This is a genomic window from Humibacillus xanthopallidus (assembly GCF_006717145.1).
Classification (GTDB): Bacteria; Actinomycetota; Actinomycetes; order Actinomycetales; family Dermatophilaceae; genus Humibacillus; species Humibacillus xanthopallidus.
Window position 1 is genome coordinate 1,539,879 of the sequence record NZ_VFQF01000002.1, and the last position, 19,191, is coordinate 1,559,069.

General features: G+C 71.9%; 19 protein-coding genes. 10 read left to right on the forward strand and 9 right to left on the reverse strand.

Annotation, left to right across the window (positions count from 1 at the left end; all coding sequences use genetic code 11):
• Window positions 1-50 precede the first annotated feature (50 nt).
• Window positions 51-2,420 (reverse strand): molybdopterin-containing oxidoreductase family protein, encoded by a 2,370-nt coding sequence (locus FHX52_RS17785; RefSeq protein WP_141823596.1) that lies wholly within the window; start codon window positions 2,418-2,420, stop codon window positions 51-53.
• Window positions 2,421-2,580: 160 nt separating this feature from the next.
• Here FHX52_RS17785 and FHX52_RS17790 point away from each other — a divergent pair, with 160 nt between their 5' ends.
• Window positions 2,581-2,859, forward strand: coding sequence for a GlsB/YeaQ/YmgE family stress response membrane protein (locus tag FHX52_RS17790; protein ID WP_141823597.1), 279 nt, complete (start codon window positions 2,581-2,583; stop codon window positions 2,857-2,859).
• A 66-nt stretch (window positions 2,860-2,925) separates the two neighbouring features.
• Here the strand turns inward: FHX52_RS17790 and FHX52_RS17795 are convergent, their stop codons facing one another.
• The gene (locus FHX52_RS17795) at window positions 2,926-3,456 is read right to left on the reverse strand and encodes a MarR family winged helix-turn-helix transcriptional regulator (RefSeq protein WP_141823598.1); all 531 of its coding nucleotides are present in this window, start codon (window positions 3,454-3,456) and stop codon (window positions 2,926-2,928) included.
• An 81-nt stretch (window positions 3,457-3,537) separates the two neighbouring features.
• Here FHX52_RS17795 and FHX52_RS17800 point away from each other — a divergent pair, with 81 nt between their 5' ends.
• Window positions 3,538-3,726 carry a hypothetical protein gene (locus FHX52_RS17800; RefSeq protein WP_141823599.1) on the forward strand — a complete coding sequence of 63 codons (189 nt, stop codon included), beginning with the start codon at window positions 3,538-3,540 and terminating at the stop codon, window positions 3,724-3,726.
• An 8-nt stretch (window positions 3,727-3,734) separates the two neighbouring features.
• On the opposite strand, the gene FHX52_RS17805 is transcribed toward FHX52_RS17800, so the two are convergent.
• A complete protein-coding gene (locus tag FHX52_RS17805) occupies window positions 3,735-5,468 on the reverse strand; it encodes an aminotransferase class V-fold PLP-dependent enzyme (RefSeq protein WP_141823600.1) in 1,734 nt (577 codons plus the stop codon).
• Window positions 5,469-5,581: 113 nt separating this feature from the next.
• Between FHX52_RS17805 and FHX52_RS17810 the strand changes: the two genes are divergently transcribed.
• Window positions 5,582-6,883, forward strand: coding sequence for a M16 family metallopeptidase (locus FHX52_RS17810; protein WP_141823601.1), 1,302 nt, complete (start codon window positions 5,582-5,584; stop codon window positions 6,881-6,883).
• Entirely contained in the window at window positions 6,880-8,277 is a 1,398-nt protein-coding gene (locus FHX52_RS17815) for a M16 family metallopeptidase (protein WP_141823602.1), read from the forward strand. Before FHX52_RS17810 ends, FHX52_RS17815 begins: the two co-directional genes overlap by 4 nt.
• A 323-nt stretch (window positions 8,278-8,600) precedes the next feature.
• Here FHX52_RS17815 and FHX52_RS17820 read toward each other — a convergent pair whose 3' ends face one another.
• The 5 genes from FHX52_RS17820 to FHX52_RS17840 are packed head-to-tail and all read right to left on the reverse strand — an operon-like array spanning window position 8,601 to window position 12,899.
• Complete coding sequence (locus tag FHX52_RS17820; protein WP_246070109.1) at window positions 8,601-9,143, reverse strand: GNAT family N-acetyltransferase; 543 nt, start codon at window positions 9,141-9,143, stop codon at window positions 8,601-8,603.
• On the reverse strand, window positions 9,140-9,925 hold the full coding sequence (hisN, locus tag FHX52_RS17825) for a histidinol-phosphatase (protein WP_141823603.1): 786 nt from the start codon (window positions 9,923-9,925) through the stop codon (window positions 9,140-9,142). The genes FHX52_RS17820 and hisN overlap by 4 nt, the downstream gene beginning before the upstream one ends.
• Before the next feature lie 34 nt (window positions 9,926-9,959).
• Window positions 9,960-11,000 carry a ribosome small subunit-dependent GTPase A gene (rsgA, locus tag FHX52_RS17830; RefSeq protein WP_141823604.1) on the reverse strand — a complete coding sequence of 347 codons (1,041 nt, stop codon included), beginning with the start codon at window positions 10,998-11,000 and terminating at the stop codon, window positions 9,960-9,962.
• Window positions 10,997-12,367 carry a 3-phosphoshikimate 1-carboxyvinyltransferase gene (gene aroA / locus FHX52_RS17835; RefSeq protein ID WP_141823605.1) on the reverse strand — a complete coding sequence of 457 codons (1,371 nt, stop codon included), beginning with the start codon at window positions 12,365-12,367 and terminating at the stop codon, window positions 10,997-10,999. The genes rsgA and aroA overlap by 4 nt, the downstream gene beginning before the upstream one ends.
• Window position 12,368: 1 nt before the next feature.
• Window positions 12,369-12,899 (reverse strand): DoxX family protein, encoded by a 531-nt coding sequence (locus tag FHX52_RS17840; protein WP_141823606.1) that lies wholly within the window; start codon window positions 12,897-12,899, stop codon window positions 12,369-12,371.
• A gap of 242 nt (window positions 12,900-13,141) precedes the next feature.
• On the opposite strand from FHX52_RS17840, the gene FHX52_RS17845 reads away from it, so the two are divergent.
• The 4 genes from FHX52_RS17845 to rsrA all read left to right on the forward strand — a co-directional run bounded on the left by FHX52_RS17845 (window position 13,142) and on the right by rsrA (window position 15,757).
• Complete coding sequence (locus FHX52_RS17845) at window positions 13,142-13,993, forward strand: SOS response-associated peptidase (protein ID WP_141823607.1); 852 nt, start codon at window positions 13,142-13,144, stop codon at window positions 13,991-13,993.
• A complete protein-coding gene (locus FHX52_RS17850; RefSeq protein ID WP_141823608.1) occupies window positions 13,990-14,628 on the forward strand; it encodes an alpha/beta hydrolase family protein in 639 nt (212 codons plus the stop codon). The genes FHX52_RS17845 and FHX52_RS17850 overlap by 4 nt, the downstream gene beginning before the upstream one ends.
• Window positions 14,629-14,753: 125 nt before the next feature.
• Window positions 14,754-15,470, forward strand: coding sequence for a sigma-70 family RNA polymerase sigma factor (locus FHX52_RS17855; protein WP_185747347.1), 717 nt, complete (start codon window positions 14,754-14,756; stop codon window positions 15,468-15,470).
• On the forward strand, window positions 15,467-15,757 hold the full coding sequence (rsrA, locus tag FHX52_RS17860) for a mycothiol system anti-sigma-R factor (RefSeq protein WP_141823610.1): 291 nt from the start codon (window positions 15,467-15,469) through the stop codon (window positions 15,755-15,757). The genes FHX52_RS17855 and rsrA overlap by 4 nt, the downstream gene beginning before the upstream one ends.
• Before the next feature lie 146 nt (window positions 15,758-15,903).
• Here the strand turns inward: rsrA and FHX52_RS24775 are convergent, their stop codons facing one another.
• Complete coding sequence (locus tag FHX52_RS24775) at window positions 15,904-15,978, reverse strand: 50S ribosomal protein bL37 (RefSeq protein WP_369791897.1); 75 nt, start codon at window positions 15,976-15,978, stop codon at window positions 15,904-15,906.
• 443 nt (window positions 15,979-16,421) lie between these two features.
• Here FHX52_RS24775 and FHX52_RS17865 point away from each other — a divergent pair, with 443 nt between their 5' ends.
• Both FHX52_RS17865 and FHX52_RS17870 read left to right on the forward strand, forming a co-directional pair.
• Window positions 16,422-17,759 (forward strand): HD-GYP domain-containing protein, encoded by a 1,338-nt coding sequence (locus FHX52_RS17865; RefSeq protein ID WP_141823611.1) that lies wholly within the window; start codon window positions 16,422-16,424, stop codon window positions 17,757-17,759.
• A complete protein-coding gene (locus FHX52_RS17870; RefSeq protein WP_141823612.1) occupies window positions 17,756-19,057 on the forward strand; it encodes an HD-GYP domain-containing protein in 1,302 nt (433 codons plus the stop codon). The genes FHX52_RS17865 and FHX52_RS17870 overlap by 4 nt, the downstream gene beginning before the upstream one ends.
• Window positions 19,058-19,191: the final 134 nt, after the last annotated feature.

Genomic DNA, 19,191 nt, shown 5'->3' on the forward strand with positions numbered 1-19,191 from the left:
TGCGGGTGACCGCCCGACAGCCACTCGGGGCTGTCGGGGCGGCAGGGGCGTCAGAGCCGTGCGACCTCGCACAACGACGAACGCAGCGGCGAGCTGCCGCTGACCGGGTCGCTCGGGGTCTGACGGAGCACGAGGTTGAGGTTGACGCCGTCCTGCTCGTAGGGATCCGACGACGGCAGCCCCAGCTCGTCGCACCCCTGTGACCAGCCGTGCTGGGCGCACACGACGCCCGGCGCGATGCTCGAGTTGAGCTTCGCGCGGGCGCGCACGGCGCCGTGGGGCGTGCTGATGCGCACCCAGTCGCTCGTGGTGATGCCGCGAGCCTGCGCCGCGTCGGGGTGCAGCTCGACCTGCGGGTCGGGCGCGGCGCGCCGCAGCTCGGCGACCTGGCGGTGCTGCGACTCGCAGAACCGCAGGGACTTTGCACAGGTCAGAACCAGGGGGTAGTCCCTGACGAGGTCGGGCCGCGAGCGGGGGCCGAGGGCCGGTTCGGTGAAGCTGGGCAGTGCGGGCTCGCCGTGCTCGACCAGCTCCATGGACCAGATCTCGACGAGCCCGGTCGGTGTGCGGAAGCCCCGTTCCTCGTACTTGCGGTGGCGCGTGGGCAGGTCGAGGGCGATGCCGCGCGGTTGCTCCCGCAGCGCCTCGAGAGTGATTCCGCTAGGGGCGAGCTGGTGGCGCCAAGCGGCGTCGATGTCACCGTCCCAGAAGTGCTCACCGAGGCCGAGGCGCTGGGCGAGGGCGAACACGATCTGGAGGTCGGAGCGCGCCTCGCCACGCGGGGGAGCGGCGGGACGACGGAGCTGAACGTGGGACTGCGCCTGCTGGCTGACCTCGAACCCGACGCGCAGCGCCTCCGTCTCGAACGGGCTCGCGACGGGCAGGACGATGTCGGCGAGCGCCGCAGTGGGGCTCATGAAGAGGTCCGCGTGGACGAAGAAGTCCAACGACGACAAGGCATCTCGCACCCGAGCGCTGTCTCCGTGCGCCATGACGAGGTTGGCGCCGAAGTTGACGAGGGCGCGGGCGCGGTAGGGCTCGTGGTCGAGCGCCGCGGTGCAGAGGTCCTCGCCGGTGACGAACTCGAAGCGGGCCGGCCCCAGGGGGCGTCCCTGCACGCCGATGGTGCGGGCTCGCTGCGCGTCGCTCAGCAGGCCGGCGCCGTCGACCGGGTTCGTCGGCACCGGGGTGAAGAGCACGTTGCCCCCGACGGCGTCGAGGCACCCGGTGAGCGCGTAGAGGACGTTGACGGCACGGATCATCTGGGTCGTGTTGCTGTGCTGCTCTAGGCCGCTCCAGCTGTAGTAGGCGACCGGGCGCGACTCCCACAGGGTGCGTGCGGTGTCGACGAGCACCTGGGCCGAGACCCCAGTCACGGACTCGGCCGCCTCCGGCGTGAGGTTCTCGCAGTGCCGTCGCAGGAGCTCGAGAACCGGGCTGCAGGTCACCGGGCCGTTCGTGGTGGCGACCTCGGCAGTGCCGGAGACGGCACATCGTGACACCGAGCTGGCGTATGCCGGTGTGGCCGGGTCGACGGCGACGGGCCGCGCGTCCGGCTCGTCCCACGCCACGTAGCCCGTGCGCGCGGAGGCGCCGGGCAGCTCGTCCGCGCGAAGCAGGCGTCCGGTGTCGAGCCGCACGAGGAGCGGTGCGTTGGTCCAGCGGCGCACGAAGTCCTCGTCGTACCAACCGTTCTCGATCATCACGTGGATCAGCCCGAGTGCGAGGGCGGCATCGGTGCCCGGTCTGACCTGGAGCCAGTGGTCGGCCCTGCCGGCCAGCCCGGTGCGGCGGGGGTCGACCACGACGAGGCGGGCGCCCCGGTTCACCGCGTCGACCGTCGCGGTGGCGTGCACGAGCCGCGACACCGACGGGTTGTAGCCCCAGAAGAGGATGCAGCCGGCGTTGTCGAGGTCGGGCATGAACGCGCCCGGCACCGGCGCGCCGAAGGTGTAGGTCGACGCGAGGAAGCGGCCCCAGCCGCACAGCTCCATCGAGTTGGTGAAGTTCGGGCTGCCGAAGGCACGGCGCAGCCGCGTGATCCAGTCCGCGGAGTCGCTGATCGCGGAGGTCGACGGCGACGCCGAGCCGAACACCACCGCCTCGGGACCGCTCTCGTCCGCGATGGTGCGCAGGTGCTCGGCGATGGTGTCCAGCGCCTCGTCCCAGCTGATCTGCACCCACTCCGTGCTCGCGGAGCCCTTGGGGGTCGTGCGGCGCAGGGGGTGGAGCAGGCGGTCCGGGTGCTCGAGCACCTGTGGCGCGGCCTTGCCCTTGACGCACACGGCCCGGCCGGTCGGGTGATCCGGGTCAGGCCCGAGGGCGATGAGCCGGCCGTCCCGGACGGTGGCCGTCGCGCCGCACCGCGACACGCACATGGCGCAGAAGGTCGCCAACTGGTCGGCGTTCGCACCGGGCATGGCGCCCTCCCGCGGAGAGGAGCTGGGTCGTTGCCGAGCCATTCTAGGGACCATCCCCGAGAACTCGGCTTCTCCGATTCCGCACCGGCGCCGGGGTGGTGGTGGGCAGGATGGGCCATGGGCGAGAACGGTCCTCGTCCAACGAGACCCGGGAGCACCCATGGACTGGAGTATCGGCAACATCCTGTGGATGGTCATCGGTGGCGCGATCATCGGTGTCCTCGCCCGCATGTTCCTCCCCGGCAAGCAGGCCATCCCCTTCTGGCTGACGATCCTCGCCGGCATCGTCGGCATGCTCGTGGGGGACTGGCTGGCCGGACTCTTCGGCGTCGAGAAGACGGCCGGCATCGACTGGATCAGGCACGGGCTGCAGCTGCTCGTCGGCATGATCGCCGTGGGTGCCGTCGCCTCGATCAGGGGCCGGCGCGCCGCCCCCTGAGGGTCGCCGTCAGCGCTCAGCAGGTGACGGGCGTCGAGGCGGCACGCGCGCCGCCTCAGTCCCCGCTCAAGCGCGCTCCGCGGCGGCCCGCGACGCCGCGATGACGCGGGTGAGGGACGCGTGCAGCTCCTGGAGCTCCCCGACCGCCATGCCCAGGCGCTCGATGATCTGAGGTGGCACGAGGAGGGCCTCGGCGCGCAGGGCGGCTCCGCGCGGGGTAAGGCTGACCAGCAGAGCGCGGTCGTCGTGCGGGTGTCGCTCGCGCACGACGAGACCGGCCGCCTCGAGACGCTTGACGAGCGGTGACACCGTCGCGGGCTCGAGGCTCAGCAGCTCGCCGATCTCTTTGAGGGCGAGAGGAGCCCGCTCCCAGAGGGCGAGCATCACGAGGTACTGCGGGTGGGTGAGGCCGAGCGGCTCGAGGACGGGCCGGTAGAGGCCGATGACGTTGCGTGCGGCCACGGCGAGGGCGAAGCAGACCTGCTGGTCGAGGCGCAGCAGGTCGTCCGGGGTGTGCCCGACGCGGCCCTCGGGGTCGCTGACCGACCCGGCGGCTCCGGACGGTCCGGTGGGTGCGGCCTGGCTCGGCTGGCTCATCGCGGTGGTCTCCTCGTTCAGCTCGACCATATAGTATGTGCACTAATCATCTGTGCACTAACGATATCCGAGGTGTTCGACATGACCCGATCCTCTCGCGGCGAGGGCCTTTCCCTGGCCTACCGGTTCGGCTACCGCTTGCGGCTCGCGGCCCTCACGCTGCTCGGCCCCGCGGAACTCGAGGAGCACAACGACCCCAAGGCGCGCCTGCGCCGTGAGCGGGAGCGGAAGGTGGCGGCCGCAGCGGCGCGCCGGGACGCTCGGGCCTGACGCCCGGGTCAGACTGCGGGGCTCGTGCCCTGCGCCGTCACGAGGCTCGTTGCGGGCAGGTCGAACCACCTCAGGTGGTCGAAATCGGCGTTGACGTGTCCCTCGGGGCAGGCCGGCGGGGTGGCTGCCGCGAGGATCCGTCGGCCCTCGGACAGGTGCTCGGCGAGCACCTCCTCACCTGCGCGGTCGTTCTGCTTCGGGTAGGTGAGACGCCCGTCCTCGAAGCCGACCTGACGCAGCCGCAGCGGAGGCTCGACCGGCCCGTCGTGGTGGCGCCAGAGGCCGCTGCGGGCATCGAAGTCGTAGTCGCCGAGGAGGCGCCAGCCTTCGCGCGCGACGAGGCGCACCGCCTCGATGACGTAGTCGGCCACTGTGTCGGAGATGAAGTAGTTGAAGTTGACCCGCACCCAGCCGGGCTTGATGCCTTCGCAGCCACGGCCGATCTCGCGCTCGAACTCCTGCGATCGCTCGAGGTCGATTCCGAGAAGGGTGTGGCCGTAGGGGCCGGCGCACGAGCATCCGCCCCGGGCCTGGATGCCGAAGAGGTCGTTGAGCACGGCGACGACGAAGTTGTGGTGGAGGTGGCGCCCGCCCGCGGAGCGCACGGTGAAGGACACGATCGAGAGCCGTTCGGCCGACAGGTTGCCGAGGATCTCGATGGCCGGCTCCTGCTGCCACGCCTCGACGGCGCGGCGGAGGAAGACCGCCTCACGGGCGCGGATCGTCGGTGTCCCGACGGCCTGCTTGAGCTTGAACACGAGCCCCGCACGGATCGCCTCGATGATGGCGGGCGTGCCGCCCTCCTCGCGGTGGGCGGGATCGGTGAGGTAGTCGTGCGCCGTGGGGTTGACGAAGGCCACCGTGCCGCCGCCGGGCACGTCGGGCACGCGGTTGTCGAACAGCTCGCGTCGGGCGACGAGCACACCGGGCGTGCTCGGGCCCCCGATGAACTTGTGGGGGCTGAGGAAGACGGCGTCCTTGTAGGCGGTCGGGTCGGCGACGCCGCGACCACCCGTGCCGTACATCTCGATGTCGACGTAGGGAGCGGCGGCGGCGAAGTCCCAGAAGGCGAGGGCGCCGTGCTCGTGCAGCAGCGACGAGATGGCATCGGTGTCGGTCACGATGCCGGTGACGTTGCTTGCAGCAGAGAAGGATCCGATGACGAGGGGCCGAGCGGTGTACTCCTGCAGGCGTGCTCGCAACACGTCACGGTCGATGTGGCCGTCGAGGTCCTGCGGGATGACGACGACGTCGGCCACGCACTCACGCCACATCACTTCGTTGGAGTGGTGCTCGTACGGGCCGATGAAGATGACGGGGCGCTGGTCAGCGGGGACGAGACTGCTTGCGTGCCAACGGTCCTCGAAGCTGGACGGGACCCTGAGGCCGAGGATGCCGACGAGCTTGTCGATCGCCCCGGTGCATCCCGACCCGGCGAAGATGACGACGGTCTCGTCGTCGCCGCCCACGGCCTCGCGGATCTCGCGCCGGGCATCCTCGCGCAGCCGGGTGGTCTGCAGGCCGGTGCCGGAGCTCTCGGTGTGCGTGTTGGCGTAGCGGGGGAGCACCTCGTCGCGGATGAAGTCCTCGATGAAGCCGAGCGCCCGCCCGGAGGCGGTGTAGTCGGCATATGTCACGCGGCGCGGGCCGTAGGGGCCCTGCATGACCTGGTCGTCACCGATGACACTGGTGCGGATGAGCGTGAGGAGGTCGTCGGAGGAGGAGGGGTCCGTCGCGGTCATGGCCCAAAGCATACCTGCTGTGATGCTAACCGAGCAGACCATAACGTAGCGTTACTCGTCACGCTCAGCGCGGTGGCCGGACGAGACCGGGAGCCGTCGCATAGGGTCGGTCCGTGACTGCGATCTCCTATCCCCTCGTCGAGCGGACGCTCGCCAACGGGCTGCGCGTCATCGTCTCGGAGGACCACGCGGCACCCAACGTCGCGGTCAACCTCTGGGTCGGTGTCGGCTCCCGACACGAGAGCCCCGGCCGTACCGGCTTCGCCCACCTCTTCGAGCACCTGATGTTCCAGGGCAGCCGCAACGTCAAGTCGGGCGAGCACTTCTCGGCGCTCATGGACGAGGGGGCGCGCCTGAACGCGACGACGTGGTTCGACCGCACGAACTACTTCGAGACCGTCCCGACAGGCGCCCTCGAGCTCGCCCTCTGGCTCGAGGCCGACCGGCACGGGCACCTGCTCGACGCCGTGACGCAGGAGAACCTCGACAACCAGCGTGACGTCGTCAAGGAGGAGAAGCGCCAGCGCTACGACAACGTGCCCTACGGCACGGCCCTCATCGACATCTACGCGACGGCCTTCCCGGAGGACCACCCCTACCACCACCCGACGATCGGCTCGATGGAGGACCTCGACGCGGCGACGCTCGACGACGTCCACGCCTTCTTCCGTGCTCACTACGCCCCCAACAACACCGTGCTCACGCTCGTCGGCGACATCACGCCCGACGAGGGCTTCGCCGCGGCCGAGAAGTACTTCGGCCCACTGGCGGCCATCCCCCTCGAGAGCCGGCCGCGGCACGCCCAGCTCCCTCCGATCGACGGCCCAGTGCGGGTCGACCGCGTCGGCGACGTGCCCAATGACCGCCTCTATGTGGCCTTCCGGCTGCCCGTCGACACCACGCCGGACTACCTCGCCTGCCAGGTCGCCGTCGACGTGCTCGGTGGGCTGGCGAGCAGCCGCCTCATGCGCCGTCTCGTGCGCACCGACGAGACCGCCGTCGCCGTCGGGGGCTGGACCATGGGCCTCGTCGACGGCGTGGGTCTCGGAGCCTTCACCGTCGACGTCTCGGCGGGCGCCGACGCCGACGAGGTGGAGCAGGCGCTCTGCGAGGAGATCACGCGCTTCATCGCCGAGGGGCCCGACGAGGCCGAGCTCGAGTCCGTCATCGCCGACACCGAGCGCTCGTGGCTGAGCGCCCTGGCGAGCATCGAGGAGCGGGCCGACCACATCAGCCATCACGCGCTGCTGACGGGCGACCCGGACTACGTCAACACCTTCGTCGACCGGTTGCGACAGGTGAGCGCCGACGACGCGCGGGCCGCCGCGGCAGTGTGGCTCGATCCCGGGTCGCGAGCGGTCGTGCGCTACCTCTCCGACTCCAGTGGTCGCGGCGAGGAGGGGGAGGCGGCATGACCGAGCTCGCCCGCCCCGTCGTCGCCCCCCCTGCCCCATGGGACTTCCCCCTGGCGGCGACGCACGACCTACCCAACGGCCTCCGGCTGCTCACCTACGACGTGCCGGGGCAGTACGTCCTCTCGCTGCGCCTCGGACTGCCGATCTCGCTGCGCGACGAGCCTGACGACCGTGAGGGCGTCGCGACGATCATGGCGCGCTCGCTCGACGAGGGCACGGAGCGCTGGTCGGCCGAGGAGTTCGCCCGGCTGCTCGAGCGCAAGGGCGTCAGCTTCGGTGCGGGGATGGGCGACTCAGGCCTCTCGCTCGACCTCGACGTCGTCAAGGGCAACCTCGAGCCGGCTCTCGACCTGCTCCGACAGATCCTCACGGAGCCCGCCTTCCCGCAGACCGAGGTCGCACGCCAGGTGCGCACCCGGCTCGCCGAGATCGACCAGGAACGTGCGGTTCCGGCCGCCCGGGCGGGTCTGGAGTTCGTCCGCACGTTCTACGCGCCCGACGACCGGTCGTCCCGGCCGACGGGCGGGTCGCGCGGCACCGTCGCGCAGATCACGCGCGACGACGTCGTGCGGTTCCACGCCGAGCACGTCGTGGCCGCAGGCGTGACGATGGTCGTGGCCGGCGACCTCGAGGGCCTCGACGTGCCGGCCCTCGTCGACGCTTCCCTCGGCGGCTGGGGGAGCGGCGACCGTGAGCGCGACCGACACCTCGACCGCCCTGCGACGCTCGCCACCGACCGCTCCCGCATCGTGCTCGTCCACCGCGCCGGCTCCGTGCAGACCGAGCTCGTGGTCGGTGCGCCGGGACCGGACCGCTCGGTCGAGGGTGGCTGGGCTCCATATCCGGTGCTCGGCTTCGTGCTCGGTGGGTCGCCCACCGCACGGGTCGACGCCGTGCTGCGCGAGGACAAGGGCTACACCTACGGCATCCGCTCGAGCTTCCGCCCCCGCAGGGCTGGTGGCCTCTTCCTCACGTCCGGATCGGTGCGCTCGGACTCGACCACCGAGTCGCTGCGCCTGCTCGTCGAGATCCTCGGCAGCGGGTCGGATGGCTTCTCCGAGAAGGAGATCCGCTCGGGCGTCGACTTCATCAGCAAGACGGCGCCGGGCCGCTACGCAACGGCCGACGCCATTGCCGACGAGGCCGTCAGCATGGCGCTCGACGGGCGCACGACGGAGTTCGTGACGAGCAACCTGCGCGACCTGCGCACCGTCGACGCACCCCGCGTCGACGCGGCATACGCCAGGTTTGCCGAGCGGGCCGGCATCGGTGTCGGCCCGCGAGCGGGCGCCGGGTGGACCATCGCGATGGTCGGTGATGCCGACGCTCACCTCGACACCATCTCGGCGCTGGACCTCGGCGAGGTCACGGTCGTGCGCGACGACCACTCCTGACCGCCGCTCACCTCGACACCCCCGGGTTCGAGGTGATCTTGCGCCGCACGTGGGTGCCGGCATCACCTCGATCCGCGGGGGTATGCCGCTGGGTGGAGGTGATCTCGCGCCTCACGTGTGCCGGCATCACCTCGAACCGCGGGGGTATGCCGCCGGGTGGAGGTGATCTCGCGCCCCACGTGGGTGCCGGCATCACCTCGAACCGCGGGGGTATGCCGCTGGGTGGAGGTGATCTTGCGCCTCACGTGGGTGCCGGCATCACCTTGATCCAGGGGTTGGGGGTGGGGCGGCGGGTTGGGACCAGCAGGGCTTGGGGCTGTGGGTCAGAGGGGGCGCTCGAGGACGTAGTCGTCCTCGTAGGCGCCACCGACGAGGAAGCGCTTCGTGCCCACCCGGCCGAAGCCGCTCTTGGCATAGAAGCGCTGGGCTCGCTCGTTCTGCTGGTTGACGCCGAGCCACGCCCCGGCGGCACCGACCGACGCCGCCCACTCGAGCGAGGCCGCCATCAGCGCTGCGGCCGCGCCGGTGCCGTGCGCCTCGGGCAGGACGTAGATCTTGCTCAGCTCGACCGTGGGCCGCAGCGTCAGCGCGGCACGCACGTCGGCGTCGTGGGGCTCGCCGCGCACGAGCATCGCATAGCCCAGCGGTATGCCGTCGCGCTCGGCGAGCAGGACGCGACGGTCCGCGTCGGCGAGGTAGTCGTCGAAGCGGGCGGGGGAGAGCACGTCGGCGATGAACGCGTCGACCCGTTCGCGGCTCATGCCCGGCGGGCAGGCGAGGCCGAACGTCGCAGCCGCCACCTCGGCGAGCTCCGGCACGTCGTCGGGCCCCGCGACCCTGACCGTCACGCTCGTGGTCGTGCTCACGGCAGCCCGATCCGCGAGAGCACCTCGTCGTGGAGCAGCCCGTTCGTCGCGAGCGCGTTGCCGCTCCAGCACCCGTCACGACCGTCGAGGCCGGTGAACCGCCCGCCCGCCTCCTGCACGATGGTCACGAGCGCCGCCATGTCGTGCACGGCCAGCTCGGGCTCCGCGGCGATGTCGACCGCCCCCTCGGCGACGAGCATGTAGGACCAGAAGTCGCCGTAGGCGCGGCTGCGCCAGCAGTCGTCCATGAGCTCGAGGACCTGGGCGCCACGACCTCGCTCGCGCCACCCACCGAGGGAGGAGTAGGACATCGACGCGTCGGCGAGGGTGCTGACCTGTGACACCGAGATGCGCTTCGCCGACGACAGGGACCGCCCCGACCACGCCCCAGACCCCTGCGCGGCCCACCAACGGCGCTGCAGGGCGGGAGCGGCCACGAGGCCGAGCACGGGCACCTCGTCGACGACGAGCCCGATGAGCGTGGCCCACACCGGCACGCCACGCACGAAGTTCTTCGTGCCGTCGATGGGGTCGACGATCCAGCGCCGGGAGCCGTGGCCGGTCGTGTCGAACTCCTCACCCTGCACGACATCGCGCGGGCGGGTTCGCTTGAGCTGCAGGCGGATCAGCTCCTCGGCCGCCCGGTCCGCGTCGGTGACGGGGGTGAGGTCCGGCTTGCTCTCGACGACGAGGTCGTCAGCCCGGAAGCGGGCGGTCGTCACGCGCTCGACGGCATCCGCGAGCACGTGGGCCAGACGCAGGTCGTCGTCGTAGAAGGTCACCGGGTCAACCTATCGCCGCGGGCGGCGCCAGATCTCAGTAGTGGTCGTCCGTGCTCGACCGGCTGCTGAGCAGGCGGCGCAGCGACTCGAGGCGGCTCTTGCCGGAAGGCCCGGCATGGCCCTCCTCCACCCACGCGTCGAGGGCGCACTCCTCCTCGTCGTGGGTACAGCCGCGCGGGCAGTTGTCGGTGCCGGCGGCGAGGTCGGGGAAGTGGTCGATGATGTGGTCGACGTCGATGTGGGCCAGGCCGAACGACCGGATGCCCGGGGTGTCGATGACCCAGCCGTCGACGTCCCCGGGTAGGCGCAGCGCGACGGCGTTGGTCGACGTGTGCCGTCCGCGGCCGGTCGTGTCGTTGACGACGCCGGTGGCCCGGGCCGCCCCGGGCACGAGGGCGTTGACGAGCGTGCTCTTGCCCACCCCGGAGTGCCCGACGAGCACCGAGACCCGGCCGGCGAGACGCTCGCGGAGCTCCTCGACCCCGCTGATCTCGCCGTCACGCCTCGAGGTGACGACGTGCTCGACCTCGAGCGGCGTGTAGCTCGACAGGAAGGGCGCCGGGTCGACGAGGTCGGCCTTGGTCAGGGCGAGGAGCGGCACGAGGTCTGCGTCGTACGCCGCCACGAGGCAGCGGTCGACCATCCGCGGTCGCGGCTCCGGGTCGGCCAGGGCGGTGACGATGACGAGCTGGTCGGCGTTGGCCACGATGATGCGTTCGAACGGGTCGGTGTCGTCGGCCGTGCGGCGCAGCACCGAGCGGCGCTCCTCGATGCGCACGATGCGAGCGAGGGCGTCGGGCCCGCCTGCGAGGTCGCCGACGAGGGCCACGTCGTCACCGACGACGACCCGGGTGCGGCCGATCTCGCGGGCCTTCATCGCCGTGACGACGCGCTCGGGCTCCTTCTTGCCGAGAGCACCCTTCGGGATGAGACACGTGTAGCGGCCTCGGTCGACCCCGATGACCATCGCGACGACCGCGTCGGCGTGGGCCGGGCGTTCCTTGGTGCGGGGCCTCGATCCCTTGCGGCTCGGGCGGACCCGGATGTCGCCCTCGTCGAGGTCCCGCCAGCTCATCGCGGCAGCACCACCGCTGATGAGCCCTCGAGCATGTCCTGCCACAGCCCCACGAAGTCGGGCAGGGTCTTGGCGGTGGTCGCGACGTCCTCGACGACGACACCGGGCACCCGCAGGCCGAGCACCGCACCAGCGGTGGCCATGCGGTGGTCGTGGTACGTGCGGAACCGACCGCCGTGCAAGCGTGCCGGCCTGATCCGTAGCCCGTCCTCGGTCTCGAGGACGGAGCCACCCAGCCCACTGAGCTCGGTGGTCAGTGCTGCGAGGCGGTCGGTCTCGTGTCCGCGGATGTGGGCGACGCCGCGGATCCACGAGGGCGTCGACGCGAGGGCCGCGAGGGCCGCCACCGTGGGCGTCAGCTCGGCCGCGTCGTGCAGGTCGATGTCGATGCCGACGAGCTCACCGCTGCCGGTCACCGTGAGGCCCGTCCGGTCGAGCCGCACGTCGGCACCCATGGAGTCGAGGATCTCGCGGAGCAGGTCGCCGGCCTGGGTCGTGTGCTGTGGCCACCCCGGCACGCGCACGGTGCCACCGGCCACGAGCGCCGCGGCGACGAAGGGGCCGGCGTTGGAGAGATCCGGCTCCACCGAGACGTCGAGGGCGTTGATCTCGGACGGCTCGACGCGCCACGTGTTCGGCTCGCTGTCGTCGACGATCGCGCCGGCGTCGCGGAGCGTCTCGACGGTCATGAGGATGTGCGGCTCGCTCGGCACGGGCTTGCCGTCGTGGTGCACCGTGACGCCCTCGTCGTAGCGCGCCCCGGCGAGGAGCAGCGCGGAGATGAACTGCGAGGACGCCGAGGCGTCCATCGTCACGGAGCCGCCGCGCACCCGCCCGCGACCGCGCACCGTCACGGGGAGGTGGCCCGCCCCGTCGTCGTCGAGGTCGGCTCCGAGAGTGCGCAGGGCGTCGATGACCGGGCCCATGGGCCGCACCCGGGCCTGCGGGTCGCCGTCGAGCACGACAGGCCCGTCGGCGAGCGCCGCGACCGCGGGGAGGAAGCGCATGACGGTGCCCGCGAGACCGCAGTCGATGCGGGTGTCGCCGCCGAGCACCTCCGGTGGCGTCACGACCCAGTCGTCGACGGCACCGGGCACGGGTTCGCCCTCCGGAGGGACGTCGTCGATGCGCACCCCCAGACCGCGGAGGGCCTTCGCCATGAGGAGCGTGTCGCGCGAGCGCAGCGGTGCCCGCAGGCGGGAGCGGTCGGAGGCGAGCGCAGCGAGGACGAGGTAGCGGTTCGTCAGGGACTTGCTGCCCGGCAGGGCAACGGTGGCGTCGAGGGGGCCGGAGGCGACGGGGGCGACCCAGTCGCCCGGCTCGTCCGGCTCGCCGGGGCGGGGGGCGGGGGGTGCGGCTGGACTCAACTCAGCTCACGACGTCCTTGGCCTGATGGGCGATGAGCCGAGCCTCGCGCGACGCGGCGCGCTTGACGTGCCGGGCCTCCCGGCGCGTCACCTTGCCGGCGTGCTGGGCCCGCCACACGAGACCGGGGCGGCCCTCCGTGTCGACGGCCGCGAGGAGCAGGCCGCCGAGCAGCCCGACGTTCTTGAAGAAGAGGCTGCGCGACGGCTCCTTGAGGGTGGGGTCGGTCTCGTCCCAGAAGGCGTGGTCGATCGCCGTCGTCGGGATGATCGACGCGGCCAGCACCGTCGAGGCCAGCCGCGGCATGCGACCCGTGGCGAGCAGGATGCCGCCGCCGAGGAGGGCCGCACCGTTGACGCGGACGAAGAGGTCGGGGTCCTTCGCGGCCGACTGGGCTCCGGGCACCTGGTCGGGCACCTTGCCGAGCAGCTGAGCGGCCTGCTGGCTGCGCAGGCCGGGGTGGCGCAGCGCGTCGATGCCTGCGGCGACGAACACCGAGGCGAGCAGGGGACGGGCGAGACGGCGGACGATCATGGGACTTCCTCCTGGATCAGTGGGGCCTACGTTATCGACATACCCGGGGCCATGGCCGTCGCGCCCGTCATCCGGGGTCGTCTCCCTCGCACTCGACGCACCCGCGGCCCGAAAGCGTGGGACGGCGCGGCCACTCGAGATGGTGCGGGTGGGACGGCGCGGCCACTCGAGATGAGGCGCGTGGGATTGCGCGGCCACTCGAGATGGCTGGGGGTGGACGGCGGCGGCATACGCTGGCAGCCATGTGCGGGAGGTATGCCGCGAGCGCGCGGCCCGACGAGCTCATCGAGGCCTTCGACGTCGCCGAGGACCACACCGGCGAGCCGGCGCGCAGCATCCTCAAGAACCCGCAGAGCCCAGCGGCAGGCGAGCCCGACTGGAACATGGCGCCCTCCAAGCAGGCTCCCGTCGTGCTGACCCGGCGCCCCCGTGCCGACGGCCGTGACGACGAGGGCGCCGAGCCTGAGCCCGCGCGGCAGCTGCGGCTGCTGACGTGGGGTCTCGTGCCGGCGTGGTCGAAGGACGTCAAGATGGGCCTGCGCATGGTCAACGCCCGTGCCGAGTCGGTGCTCGGGAAGGGGGCCTTCGCCAAGGCTGCCCTCTCGCGGCGCTGCATCGTCCCGGCGGAGGGCTGGTACGAGTGGCAGGTCTCGCCGACGGCGGTCGACGCCAAGGGCAAGCCGCGCAAGCAGCCGTTCTTCATCCACCGCGCCGACGGCGCGCCCGTGGCGTTCGCCGGGCTCTACGAGTTCTGGCGCGACCGCGAGGTCCCCGAGGGTGAGCCAGACGCCTGGCTGACGACCTTCACGATCATCACGACGGCGGCCGACCCGGGCATGGACCGCATCCACGACCGCCAGCCGCTCGTGCTCGAGCCCGACCAGTGGGAGCACTGGCTCGACCCCGACGAGAAGGACCCCGGCTACGTCCAGGGCGTCCTCGACTTCGCCCGGCCCGGCCGGTTCGAGGCCTACCCGATCGGCCGGGCGGTCGGTGCGACCCGCAACAACGGGCCGCACCTGCTCGACCCCGCGCCGGTCGAGGAGCTCGAGGGCGTCGTCGACCCGATGACCGGCGAGGTGATCGGGTCGTGAGCGCTCCCCGCGAGACCGTCCGCGAGGTCATGACCCCGCAGGGCCCCGCCCGCGCCCACGTATGCCGTCCGGCCCGTGCCGCAGGCACCGTCGTGCTCGGGCACGGGGCCGGGGGAGGGCTCGGCGCACTCGACCTCGCCGTCGCCCGGGAGGTCCTCGTGGACCGGGGCTGGGCCGTCGTCGTGGTCGAGCAGCCGTGGCTCGTCGCCGGACGCAAGGTCGCCGGACGCCCGCCGACGCTCGACGAGGCCTGGGTGCCGGTCGTGCGGGCGCTGATCACCGGGCGGGGCACGCTGCCCCGCCCGCTCGTCGTCGGGGGCCGCAGCGCGGGGGCTCGCGTCGCGTGCCGCACGGCCGCCGAGCTCGAGGCCGACGCCGGCCTGCTCCTCAGCTTCCCGTTGCACCCACCCGGTCAGCCCGACAAGCTGCGCGCCCACGAGCTCGCGCTCGCGCCCGACCCGTCGTGGGTCGTGCAGGGCACGAAGGACAGCTTCGGCACCCCGGCCGAGGTCGCGGCATACCTGCCTGCGGGAGCGACGCTGCTCGAGGTGCCGGGTGCGCACTCCTTCCCCCGTGGCTCCCGCGCCGCCCTCGTGGAGGCGCTCGCCCGAGTGGCGGGAATGCTGCCCGCGTAGGGGTCGTTGCACCCCACATGGTCACGTGTCCCCCGAGCGCCCCCGAGCGCGCCAACCCCGCTGAGGCGCTCGCCGCTGCAGCGGCGCCGAAGGGCCCCCAGCCAGCCGGACTAGGCTGGGGGGCAATGGCCAAGGACAAGACCTCAGACCCCACCACAGCCGTGCGGGTGGCATCGAGCACGCCCGACGACTCCGCTGTCGACCTCGCGACCGAGACTGACGTCGAGCGCCGCGCCCGCTTCGAGCGGGAGGCGATGCCGCTGCTCGACCAGCTCTACAGCGCGGCCCTGCGCACGACCCGCAACCCGAGCGATGCCGAGGACCTCGTCCAGGAGACGTTCGCCAAGGCGTATGCCGCGTTCCACCAGTACCGCCCGGGCACCAACCTCAAGGCGTGGATGTATCGCATCCTCACCAACACCTACATCAACAGCTACCGCAAGAAGCAGCGCCAGCCGCTCGAGGCCGACTCGTCGGACATCGAGGACTACCAGCTGGCGCGTGCCGAGTCGCACACGAGCGCGGGCCTGCGATCGGCCGAGGCCGAGGCGCTCGACCACCTGCCCGACAGCGACGTCAAGCGGGCGCTGCAGCAGATCCCCGAGGAGTTCCGCCTCGCCGTCTACTTCGCCGACGTCGAGGGCTACTCCTACAAGGAGATCGCCGAGATCATGGAGACCCCCATCGGCACGGTGATGAGTCGGCTGCACCGCGGCCGGCGCCAGCTTCGTGAGCTGCTCGCCGACTACGCCTCGCAGCGCGGCTTCGTGGCGGCGGGCGCGGCGGGTGGCACGAGCGCCGGCAGTGGCACGGCCACAGGCACGGAAGGACAGCGGTCATGATCGACGAGACGGGCGAGGGCGTGCAGCGCAGCGCGCCGGGCACCGACTGCTCGGAGGCCCTCCTGCGGGTCTACGAGTACCTCGACGGAGAGCTCGGCCCCGACGAGTGCGCCAAGATCCAGGCGCACCTCGACGAGTGCGGTCCGTGCCTCAAGGAGTACGACCTCGACACGACCCTCAAGGCGCTCGTCAAGCGCTCCTGCGAGTGCGAGCAGGCACCTGACGCCCTGCGCATGACGATCATGTCGCGCATCTCGATGACCGTCATCCAGGTCGAGGGCTTCTGACAATCGAAAGAGCAGTTCGTCGCCGCTGTGCGCCCCCGCGCGGCCCCATGAAAGGGCGACGAACTGCTCTTTCGATTGACCGATACGACCCAGACACGACGAAGGCCCGCCCCGTTTCCGGGGGCGGGCCTTTGAGTGTCAGGAGCTCACGCGTTGGGCTTGCGGCCGTGGTTGGCGGCGTTGCCCTTGCGCGAGCGGCGCTTGCGGGCGCGCTTGCTCATCGTCGGCTCTTTTCGTCGGGTGGTGCGGTCAAAGGCCCATCGTCCCACACCGCACCGCTCACGCCGAATCGCGGGGAGAACCTTAAAATCTTGGTATAGATCTGGCCCCTGAGGCGGTGGCTGCTCCAATCGAGCCCCCGGGTTTGGCAGGCTGAGGCCCTAGACCCCCCACTTGCGTCCGTGCTGCGAGCGGCACGGAGCAACTCTGTGCCTGTAGCCGGGACGCAAGACGTCAGAAGGAGAACCCCCATGTTCAGCGCCCTGCTGTCGGCCCTCGGAGATGGCGGCTTCACCACCAGCGTGCTCGTCTACCTCGCGAACACGTGGTCGTGGGGCAGCTGAGTCCTTCCCTCACGCCGCTCGCCGGACACCGCGGTCCCGTGCAGCCCCGAGCCTTCGCTCGGGACTTGCGGGACCGTGGCATGTGCGCGCTTCAATAGCCTGTGACCACCCGCCCCGAGCAGCCGGCGCCCTCACGCTGGCTGCCCGTCTACATCGCCGGGGTGGTCGGGGCCGCCGTGCTCCTCGGGGTCCTGTCGTGGACGTGGGGCCGCCGTCCGGACCTCGCCCCGCTGCTGCTCCTCGCCGCGATGGGCGTGCTCAGCTTCCAACTGCGCGAGCCGACGGTCACCTCGCGCATCGGCTTCTCGTTCCTGTCGATCATCCTCCTCGCGTCGGGCGCGATCCTCGGCCCGTTCGGTGCGTGGTGCGTGGGCCTCGTCTCGCCCGTCATCGACCGCGACCGCAAGGTGCACTGGTTCCAGCGGCTCTTCAACGCCGCGATGATGGCGATCATCGGGGTGGCCGGTGGGTGGGCCTACGCGCTGTCGCACGGGTCCGAGAACCTCGCGGGGCTCTCCGGGCTGCCGAGCATCGCGACCGAGCTCGGCCTGCCGCTGCTCATCGCCGACATCGTGCAGTGCCTGACGAACGCCCTGCTCCTCGCCGGGGTCATCCACCTCTACCAGGGCGTGCCGTTCCTCGTCTTCCTGCGGCGCGTCCTCGTCAGCTCCGGTGTCGCCTACGTCGGCTACGGAGCCATCGGCTTCCTCTTCGTCATCGTCTGGTTCCCGGCCGGGCTCGGTCCGTTCAGTGCCGTGCTCATCCTCGCGCCGCTGCTCGCGGCGAGGTGGGCCTTCATCCAGTTCGGCGACGAGCTGCGGTCGCACGAGCGGACCGTCGACACCCTGGTCACCGCGCTCGCCACCAAGGAGCCGGCCGCGGCTGACCGCAGCCTCAGGGTCGCCCGTCTCGCCGAGTGGGTCGCCGAGGAGATGGGCCTCGGCCCGAGCCAGATCGGCACGGTCCGCTACGCCGCCATGCTGCACGAGATCGGCCACCTCGGGGTGCCCACCCGCCTGCTGCGACGACCCCGCGCCTCGCTCACCGCCTCGGAGCGCCGCGTCGTCGACCGCCACTGCGTCCTCGGGGCCCGGATGATCGAGGGCATCGACTTCCTCGAGCCGGCGCGGTCGGGCATCCGCCACCAGGGCGAGCGCTTCGACGGGCGTGGCACGCCGGACGGCCTCGTCGGGCCGGCGATCCCCGTCGTCGCCCGCGTGCTCGCCGTCGTCGTGGCGACCGATGACCTCACCGCGCAGCGCGGCCCGGGGGCGGGGGCGCCCACAGGACACGGAGCGCACGCCGCGCACGGCGGCGTCGTGGACGAGCTGTCGCGCGATCCCGGCCGGTTCGACCCCGCCGTGCTGCTCGCCCTGCGCGCAGCGCTCGACAAGCACGGGCTCGCAGCGGCCACGGTCGGCGCGGCGGACCGCGCATGAGCCGCGCCACCAGAGCCGAGTCCGTCGCCCTCGCCGTGGGGGTCGCCACGGTCCTGCTCAGCGTGCTCGCCGCCTACCAGGCCGGCAACTTCCCGGGTTGGGGAGCGGGCCTGGCCCTGCTGCTCGTCTTCGGCGTCACCATCGCCGTGGGGGAGTGGTTCCAGATCTCGGCTCCGGGCCTTCGCAGCTCGGCCCCGCTCGCCACGGCGAGCGCCTTCGGCCTGTGCTTCACCGTCGAGGTCCCCGACGGGGGCTACATCGCCTACGCGGCAGCCGTCGTCATCGCCGTCGCGTCCGTGGCGACCGCGATCGGTGTCGGTGCGCGGCTCGCGGCCCGACACACCGTGAGCTTCGTCGACGTCAGCGGGCGTCTGGCTGCCGTCGTCGTCGTGGCGCTGCTCTATCGCAACGTGCACCTCGGGCAGGGCAGCGGTGCCGCCATCGTCGACCACGACCGCCCCGAGTGGCAGAACGCCGTCACGATGCTCGCGATCGCAGCGGTCGGTCTGCTCGCCGACGTCGCCCTCACATCGGCCCTGCGGGCTCTCGCGGCTGGAGGGGGCCTGCGCCGCATCGTCGTCGAGGAGCTCGTGTCGTCGGTGACCCTCTCGTCGCCGGTGGCCGTCACCGGCGTGCTCATCGCCCTCGCGGCGCCGACCCTCGGCATCGCCGCCCTGCCACTCTTCCTCGTGCCGCTCGTGCTCACCCTCTTCGCCTTCCGGCGCTATGTCAGCATCCGCGCGACCTACCTGCAGAGCATCCGCACGCTGTCGCGGCTCACCGACGCCGCCGGCTACACACCGGCGGGGCACTCCGAGCGCGTCGCCGCGCTCGCGCTCCGCGTCGGGCGCGAGCTCGCCCTGCCGGAGCGCGAGCTGCTCGACCTCGAGTACGCCGCGCTGCTGCACGACATCGGGCAGGTCGCGCTCGTCGAGCCCATCCCCGGCGGCGCCACGGTGCTCGCGGCCCCGGCCGACCAGCGGCGCATCGAGGCCGACACGGTGGCGATCGTCCGCGAGACCGGGGTCCTCGAGGGGGTGGCGCGCATCCTCGAGCACCAGACGACGCCCTACCGCCAGGTGCGCGAGCTCGGCGAGGAGATCCCGCTGACGAGCCGCATCATCAAGGTCGTCAACGCCTACGAGGACCTCAACCGCGGAGCCCGCGGGAGCCGCTCGCGTGATGCGGCACTCGAGCGGATCTACCTCGGACTCGGCTACGAGTACGACCCGCGCGTCGTCGACGCTCTGCTGCGGGTGCTCGACGTCGCGCCGCACCACACCGACGCCGCCACCTGAGGCCCGCTTCGGCCGCCGTGCCGGAGGCGCCGTCCCCGAGCCCGCGCTCGCCGTCGCCTCGGTGCTGAGACGCCGGTCACACGGTATGCCGTTGAGCCGGGCGGGTGCCCCGTGCGACGATGACGGCTCGGGCA

Excerpts from the sequence above, each read along its gene's own strand:
- FHX52_RS17785 (WP_141823596.1), bottom strand. The coding sequence starts at position 2,420 with ATGCCCGGTGCGAACGCCGACCAGTTGGCGACCTTCTGCGCCATGTGC.
- FHX52_RS17790 (WP_141823597.1), top strand. The coding sequence starts at position 2,581 with ATGGACTGGAGTATCGGCAACATCCTGTGGATGGTCATCGGTGGCGCG.
- FHX52_RS17795 (WP_141823598.1), bottom strand. The coding sequence starts at position 3,456 with ATGAGCCAGCCGAGCCAGGCCGCACCCACCGGACCGTCCGGAGCCGCC.
- FHX52_RS17800 (WP_141823599.1), top strand. The coding sequence starts at position 3,538 with ATGACCCGATCCTCTCGCGGCGAGGGCCTTTCCCTGGCCTACCGGTTC.
- FHX52_RS17805 (WP_141823600.1), bottom strand. The coding sequence starts at position 5,468 with ATGACCGCGACGGACCCCTCCTCCTCCGACGACCTCCTCACGCTCATC.
- FHX52_RS17815 (WP_141823602.1), top strand. The coding sequence starts at position 6,880 with ATGACCGAGCTCGCCCGCCCCGTCGTCGCCCCCCCTGCCCCATGGGAC.
- rsgA (WP_141823604.1), bottom strand. The coding sequence starts at position 11,000 with ATGAGCTGGCGGGACCTCGACGAGGGCGACATCCGGGTCCGCCCGAGC.
- FHX52_RS17840 (WP_141823606.1), bottom strand. The coding sequence starts at position 12,899 with ATGATCGTCCGCCGTCTCGCCCGTCCCCTGCTCGCCTCGGTGTTCGTC.
- FHX52_RS17845 (WP_141823607.1), top strand. The coding sequence starts at position 13,142 with ATGTGCGGGAGGTATGCCGCGAGCGCGCGGCCCGACGAGCTCATCGAG.
- FHX52_RS17855 (WP_185747347.1), top strand. The coding sequence starts at position 14,754 with ATGGCCAAGGACAAGACCTCAGACCCCACCACAGCCGTGCGGGTGGCA.
- rsrA (WP_141823610.1), top strand. The coding sequence starts at position 15,467 with ATGATCGACGAGACGGGCGAGGGCGTGCAGCGCAGCGCGCCGGGCACC.
- FHX52_RS17870 (WP_141823612.1), top strand. The coding sequence starts at position 17,756 with ATGAGCCGCGCCACCAGAGCCGAGTCCGTCGCCCTCGCCGTGGGGGTC.